This window comes from Microcoleus sp. B4-C1 (genome assembly GCF_036705285.1).
Classification (GTDB): Bacteria; Cyanobacteriota; Cyanobacteriia; order Cyanobacteriales; family Microcoleaceae; genus Microcoleus.
The window spans coordinates 21,672-28,355 of the sequence record NZ_JAUBUC010000080.1 but is presented as its reverse complement, the minus strand read 5'-3'; the positions used below and the strand labels follow the sequence as shown (position 1 = coordinate 28,355).

Below are 6,684 nucleotides of genomic sequence, written 5' to 3'. Positions count from 1 at the left end.
TTGCCTTCCACGCCTAGCCACGCGGTTGTGTAACTTATGCCTATTGCTTTGGCGTAGTCAGGTAGTTTCATGTTGACTTCCTGACTACATAATACCATCATCGCTTACCACTGCTTATAAGCTTAACGAAGTTTTGCAATACACTTTTCTAGATGAAATTGGCTGGTTGTAGACACTAACTTAATTACGAGCGATATTATGAGCGATCGAGTTCTTGGGTTTTGCCTGCATGATACTCAGCCATTGCGGTCGCTGCGAGTTTAGCACTCTTCATCTGGGGAACGGGAGAATGCTTGATCCGAGCGCCTCTCGTCTTCAAGTTCTTCCAGAATCATTGAAGCGAGGGCATCTTGCTCGCTGGCAGACAATGTTTTCAACTTGGCGATCCTCTACGAGGGCTTCGCTAACGCACGTTCCAGTAACTCAGTCATGCCTACCACACTTTTACACTGGAAATGGCATCCTATCCATTATCCATTGTTTCAGGCAAGTTGAGGGTAGGTCGAACAAATGGCAGGCTAATTATCATCATTAATAACTACGGGAGACCCACTTCTATGTTTTCTACTAGCTTTTTTATGCACTTCAATACATCTCTATATCTCGCAAATGCAGGAAGTCCACTATTCACTCAGAGTGTTTTCTATCAAATTCTTTTGCTCATACCAATTATCGCGATAGAAGCTTATATTCACAAAAAACTACTCAATCTCAGTATCCTAAAAGCAATTTTTATTAGTTTTATAACAAATATCATATCGACGATTGGGGGAGGTTTTATTATCCTCTGTATTGGGGCGTTTATTGGACAGATCGTCTTCCACACAACCGTGCCTGTACAGCCTGGTTCTTTTCCCTTTCTACCCTTGGAAATTATGATTACACTCATTCCTATGTTTTTCTTTTCCGTTTTTCTAGAATTATTTATAGGGAAGTTTGGACTAAAAATAATTGAAAAAGGCCAAGTGAATAAATCATTTATAATAGCTAATTTATTCACTTACTTAATGCTTGAGATATTAGCTTTTACCCAACTTGTCAAGGGATACATTGAAGGGCGTGGCTAACCAAAAGGTTCTATCTCGTGGGATCGCTGATTGACATCTTGAGCCACCATCATTGCATTGATATGGGTAAAGATGCGATCTAATTCCCCAATGGCGTCGAGTTCCGCTGCCTCTTCTGCCATTAGTCGATCGTCCTTCTTCTTCTCTAACAAATTTTCCATACGCTGTGGCAGCGATTCACTAAATTTGAACAACTTCCACCGATCGACTTTTTCAATGCAAATCTCATGGATTAACGAAGAGAGTTTGTTGAGAATTGAAACCATTGTAGGCTCCGAGCTTCGGGTTTTAGGTAGTGAGTAGATTATAGCTTTTACAGTTCTAGATGCACCATATCCAAATTCCGGGGCAACCACGGGGGGATTGCCCCTACTTTCACACCATATAGGTCGGCTCACACCGCAGTATAATGGACTATCGAAACGCTGTTCTCGGAACCCTGGCGAGTTGGTAAGCCCCCCGACTGTCCAACAATTGATATTGATTTGGCTGCAATCCTAATTCCACAAATTTCTCTGGATATCCCAGCACCAAAATAGAGGGAGAAGTTGGGTTTTTAGATTCCTTAATGTAGTCGATCGCCCTTCTGACAGCTCGGTAGTAAGTCACTGGTCCTTGGGTATAAAAAACCAGACTTGGTTTCCAGAAACCAACCATAATAAACTCTTCCCCTGGCAGTTTTTGTTGAACCGCAACCTGCGCTAACTGTCTCAGAGGTAACTGGCGGTTGATATCGACCACTTTGTAGGCTGGAGTAAGACCAAAGATGATAAATGCTACTAACCCGATGAAGTTAGCAACCAAAATCCAGCGCTGTTGCCGCTTCCAGAGTAAAAGTCCGATCGCCACCGCTGTAATTATCCAAATCGTACCGCCTACAATCAGCAATCCCGACTGCTGAATTGCTTGGGGAAAATTGGGCATTGCCGGGTCGTCTCCCAGCCAGTTGTAGCAGTAGAAAGTTGCTCCGGCTATAATTAATAAAAATACGACATTGAAAATGTATGTAGCTAACAGCCCTCGCGGTAAAGAATTCGGTTTTTTTTCTAACTTTATCCGCCTGTTTTCAGGTTCGTTGCCTGCAATAATATCGCTCCACAGCAGCGTTACCAAAATCGCAGCGGCGGGGATTAAAGGCAATACATAACTGGGCAATTTTGTCACGGCGATCGTAAAAAAGCCAAAGATGCAGACGAACCAAAATAGGGCAAATAAACTCAACTGAGCCGATCGCGGTTGACGACGCCAGTAACTGCGCTGCCAAAAACGGGTGCGGGCGATCGCCACCGGCAAATAAATCGACCAAGGTGCAAAACCAACTAGCACTACAAAAAAGTAAAAATACCAAGGCGCGGAGTGCTTGTTGACTACTCCAGTAAAACGCTGGAAATTGTGATAGCCAAAAAAGCTGTCAATATAAGTTTGACCGTTGTCTAAAATAACCAAAATGTACCAAGGCAGGGCGATCGCCAGAATAATTAAAATTCCAGACACCGGACGCATTTCGCGCCAAAGTTGCCGGAAATTTCCCAAATAAAGCCCGAAGCAGCCAACAATCAGCGCTGGCAAGACAATTCCCACAGGCCCCTTAGCCAGAATTGCTAAGGCAATTAGTACGTAAAAAGTCAGATACCACTTATTGGGAAATCGCGAAGCGGGAACAGTGGAAAATTCTGCTTTTGCTCTCTGTTCTTCTAGAGTGTAACCGAGAAAAAATGCGAATAGTGCGGAACACATACAACTAACTAATAGCATATCTGAAACGCCAGTCCGTCCCCAGGCAATAGTTTGGGGATTTAAAGCTATTAGGGCCGCACCAATCCAAGGAGTAGAAAGAAAAATAGGAATACTAGGAGAGGGGGAGAGTGGGGGAGTGGGAGAGTGGGAGAACGAGGGAGGAAAGACAGTTACATTCATCCGTGTATCCATGTCCGAATCCGTGTCGTGCCCTTCTTCCTTCCTCCTGACATCCGTTACATCCGTTACATCCGTTACAGAATCCGTTGCCGAACTTCCTTCTTCCTTCGATTTCGAGAGGGTATAAAATCCGAGGCAAGTCAGACCGATCGCGCACAAAGCCGAGGGAAGACGCACGGCCCATTCGTTAACACCCAGCGTGCGGTAAGCCACAGCCATCAGCCAGTAAATCAACGGCGGCTTGTCAAACCTCGTTTCGCCGTTGAAATAAGGAGTGATCCAATCCCCTGTCAGCGTCATTTGACGGGCGGCTTCGGCAAACAAGGGTTCGGTTTCGTCAACTAAACCGATGTTGCCGAGATTCCACAAGAAACCTACCCAGGCGATCGCGCACAGCCATAACAGCGACAGCAGCTTTGGTGCGATCCTCTTCGAGGGCTTTCCTTCGGATCGCTTCGCTAACGCTAACGGGCGCTTCCTAAACTCTGACAAATTTTTAATAACTTCCTTCACGCAAACTTCCTGCGATTTTAGATTTTAAATTTTAGCTCGCATAGAGAGTCTACCGAAAGATTCGCATTCTCGAAACTCCCAAGTCGATCGAATCTGGTTAAACTCAGATGTTACACCATTCTCAACAAGGCTTTTATGAACAGGCTTTCCGGCCTGTTCCACAATATATAAATTTTCTTGTGGAACAGGCCGGAAAGCCTGTTGCTGACAATGGTGCAAGATATCAGTTAAACAGAGATGTTGCACCATTCTCAACAAGCCTTTCAGGGGCTGGCTCTCCTGCCCAACCCCTACTCCCCACAATAAAATTCACTCTTTGTGGAACAGGCCGGAAAGCCTGTTCTTGAGAATGGTGCCACTATGTGAGGTTAAACTCACATAGCCGCACCATTCTCAACAAGACCGGATCGACCGGCTTTCTCGACCCAAATTTCCGCACCTGCAGCTAAGCGTTCACGGCTGCAAAATTAATTGCCATTCTCCGGCTGTGCTGTTCCAAGCCGGCGAGGGTGTCTCCCCGGCGACGAAAGGCCCCCAGTAGCGACGAGAACCATCCTGAGCAAAAACCACTAAAATGTCTCCCCGTTTGACTTGTAACTTTCCCTCCGGCAGCGATAGCATCAGTCCCTTGCCGCCACCTTCCCCCGGCGCAAAATCCCAGTGCGCCGGTTTGCCGTAGGATTCCTTGGCTTGCCGTTTCGACAGCAGGGCCACTCGCACTGGGTGTTCGCTGCGGTTGCTGACGCGCAAACGGCCGGAGGCTTTAGCATCTACAGGGATTGAGGAAAGCAATTCCTCCTCTGGATCTGGGGGGGTTGGTGTTGAGTCGGGTTTGGGCTCGCTAGCGGTGTCTGCTGAATCTGTCGCAACTGGGGAAATGGGGGGTATGGGGGGGTGTGCGGTGGCTTGTGAGGGCCAATCGCTCGACTGATTTGAACCGTTGGAGATAGTGATTTCAAAACGTCCTAGAAACATTCCTGTAATTAGGACGATCGACACTCCAATTACGAGCTGGTAAATTTTAAGATTCATAAATTTTAGGCTTAAAGGATAGACTGCACCCGCAATGAGTCTTAACTATTTTTAATGTAAAACCAGGGGCTGCTGTGACACAAGATACAGTTACACTTAATGACTTAACCGTTCTCTGCTATAATTCGCCAATCGCTTAATACCATCTTAGATGTTAAATTTTATATTTTAGATGGCGACATACTGACCGCGGTAAGAATTTGGATTTAGCCTGGAGGGGCATTTGTTGACTCATCGGTATAGCTTTTAATAGCAGTTGAAAAAAAAAGTGCTACTCTATGCCCGTACTCCAAAACCCAATATTCATCAGTAATTCCGCATCTCAAATCTCCAATCTCGAATCTCCAATGGTATAACTTTTTTTATGCAGAATACCCGAATTAACAGATTGATTGATGTTCTGGGCGAGCGATTCCGAGGCTGGCTGAGCAATCCTTGGCGGCGGATTTCGCTACTGCTAATTAGCCTGCTGTTCGGCACTTTTTTGGGAACTGCTATTTCGACAATCACCGGACAATCAGCAGATTGGGATATTATCGCGGCCGGGCTGTTGGTGTTGTTGACGGAGTTCGCCAACTGGTTGGTTTACGCCAGCCCGCGGCCTGTAGCCCGTTCTTTTTGGGTGGATATGCTCAATGCTCTGAAAGTTGGCGTGACTTACAATTTATTTGTGGAGGCTTTCAAACTTGGCTCTTAAAAGGAGGGGAAATATTTGTCGGTTGTAGATAGTAATTGTACAAAACCCGCCCCCGCTAGCGAGAGTTTTTAGGATATGGATCGATCGACTGTAACCCCTGTTGAAATTTTACATCGATGGCAAGCCGGCGATCGCCCAAAAGCTCCCGACTTCGAGCACCTGGCTTTTTGGGAACTTGCGGATGATTTGCGATCCTCTTCGAGGGCTTCGCGAACGCGCGCTTTTGGGATTACTCCTGACAGTGTAGCCGATGTTGTCCGCTGCAAAACCGATTTATTCTTTTCTCTTCTTGACGAACTGCATACTTTCCCCCTAAAGTCAACTGTTTTTCTCGAAACTTTGTGGAATCTGTGGCTGCCGCTGGCAATGCAATTATCGACTGCAAAACAAAGTTTAAACCGTCCTTTAATTCAAGGAATTTTAGGAGTGCAAGGAACGGGAAAAACTACTTTATGCCAAGTTTTAAGCCTGATTCTGGGAAAATTGGGATATTCTACTGTCAGCCTTTCTTTAGACGATCTTTACAAGACTTATGCCGATCGCCAACAACTCCAAAAAGCAGACCCGCGTTTAATTTGGCGCGGCCCTCCGGGCACTCACGATATTGACTTGGGAATCGCAGTTTTAGACAAGTTGCGCGGTTCTCTAACTCACAACTTAGCAGCAGTTGACAATCCCAAATGGGATGCCCTCAAACCGGATATAATTAATAAAAATATAGAAATTCCCAGGTTTGACAAATCAGCCTATGGAGGTGCAGGAGATAGAAGTCAACCCGAAATTATTTCCGGTGCCGATATTGTACTTTTTGAAGGTTGGTTTGTCGGCGTGAATCCGGTGGTTGATGCCAAATTAAACGAGTTTTTGGCGGGTGCACCGTTTCCGATTTCCACAGACGGCGACTGTCAGTTTGCGCGCGATATGAATGCGAAGCTGCACGACTATCTGCCGCTGTGGAACCGATTAGATCGGTTGATGGTTTTGTATCCCCAAGATTATCGCATTTCTCAAGTCTGGCGCAATCAGGCGGAACGAGAAATGATGGCGGCGGGGAAGTCGGGAATGTCAGAAGCTGAAATTAATCGGTTTGTTGAATATTTCTGGAAAGCGCTGCATCCAGAGTTATTTATTAAGTCGATGGTTGAGGAGGGCGATCGCGTGGATTTAGTAATTGAAATTTTGGGCGATCGCACTGTCGGCAAAATTTGTCGGGCGATCGACTTAAAATTAAGCGATTAGGGAGAGTTAAAATTAACGCTTTAAGGACACAAAAATGTTGTGTCCCTACCCTATTGCAGCTTTTAAGGACACAACCTTGTTCCGTCCCTACTGTATTGCAGCTTATCGTACAGTCACTTGCAGGACTTATATAAAAAGTGGTTTGACGCGCGAATTATAGGGGGAAGGCGCGTCATAAGCACCCTACAATACAGAGGTTGTCCGTCGAGGATGGAGAAT

At 45.8% G+C, this 6,684-nt stretch carries 7 protein-coding genes; 3 read left to right on the top strand and 4 right to left on the bottom strand.

Annotated features, from left to right (window positions below; all coding sequences use genetic code 11):
- Positions 1-557: 557 nt before the first annotated feature.
- Entirely contained in the window at positions 558-1,067 is a 510-nt protein-coding gene (locus QUB26_RS24855; protein WP_333320141.1) for a hypothetical protein, read from the top strand.
- Here QUB26_RS24855 and QUB26_RS24850 read toward each other — a convergent pair.
- The 4 genes from QUB26_RS24850 to QUB26_RS24835 form a co-directional block, all read right to left on the bottom strand.
- The gene (locus tag QUB26_RS24850) at positions 1,064-1,333 is read right to left on the bottom strand and encodes a hypothetical protein (protein ID WP_333320139.1); all 270 of its coding nucleotides are present in this window, start codon (positions 1,331-1,333) and stop codon (positions 1,064-1,066) included. The genes QUB26_RS24855 and QUB26_RS24850 overlap by 4 nt on opposite strands.
- Before the next feature lie 148 nt (positions 1,334-1,481).
- A complete protein-coding gene (locus tag QUB26_RS24845; protein ID WP_445299639.1) occupies positions 1,482-3,497 on the bottom strand; it encodes an ArnT family glycosyltransferase in 2,016 nt (671 codons plus the stop codon).
- Positions 3,498-3,521: 24 nt separating this feature from the next.
- Positions 3,522-3,746 (bottom strand): hypothetical protein, encoded by a 225-nt coding sequence (locus tag QUB26_RS24840; RefSeq protein WP_333240602.1) that lies wholly within the window; start codon positions 3,744-3,746, stop codon positions 3,522-3,524.
- A 204-nt stretch (positions 3,747-3,950) separates the two neighbouring features.
- Entirely contained in the window at positions 3,951-4,529 is a 579-nt protein-coding gene (locus QUB26_RS24835) for a hypothetical protein (RefSeq protein WP_333240605.1), read from the bottom strand.
- Positions 4,530-4,893: 364 nt separating this feature from the next.
- Between QUB26_RS24835 and QUB26_RS24830 the strand changes: the two genes are divergently transcribed.
- Together QUB26_RS24830 and QUB26_RS24825 are read left to right on the top strand one after the other, a co-directional pair.
- Entirely contained in the window at positions 4,894-5,226 is a 333-nt protein-coding gene (locus tag QUB26_RS24830; RefSeq protein WP_333240607.1) for a DUF565 domain-containing protein, read from the top strand.
- Between the two features lie 75 nt (positions 5,227-5,301).
- Positions 5,302-6,465 carry a glycerate kinase gene (locus tag QUB26_RS24825; protein ID WP_333240611.1) on the top strand — a complete coding sequence of 388 codons (1,164 nt, stop codon included), beginning with the start codon at positions 5,302-5,304 and terminating at the stop codon, positions 6,463-6,465.
- Positions 6,466-6,684 lie beyond the last annotated feature (219 nt).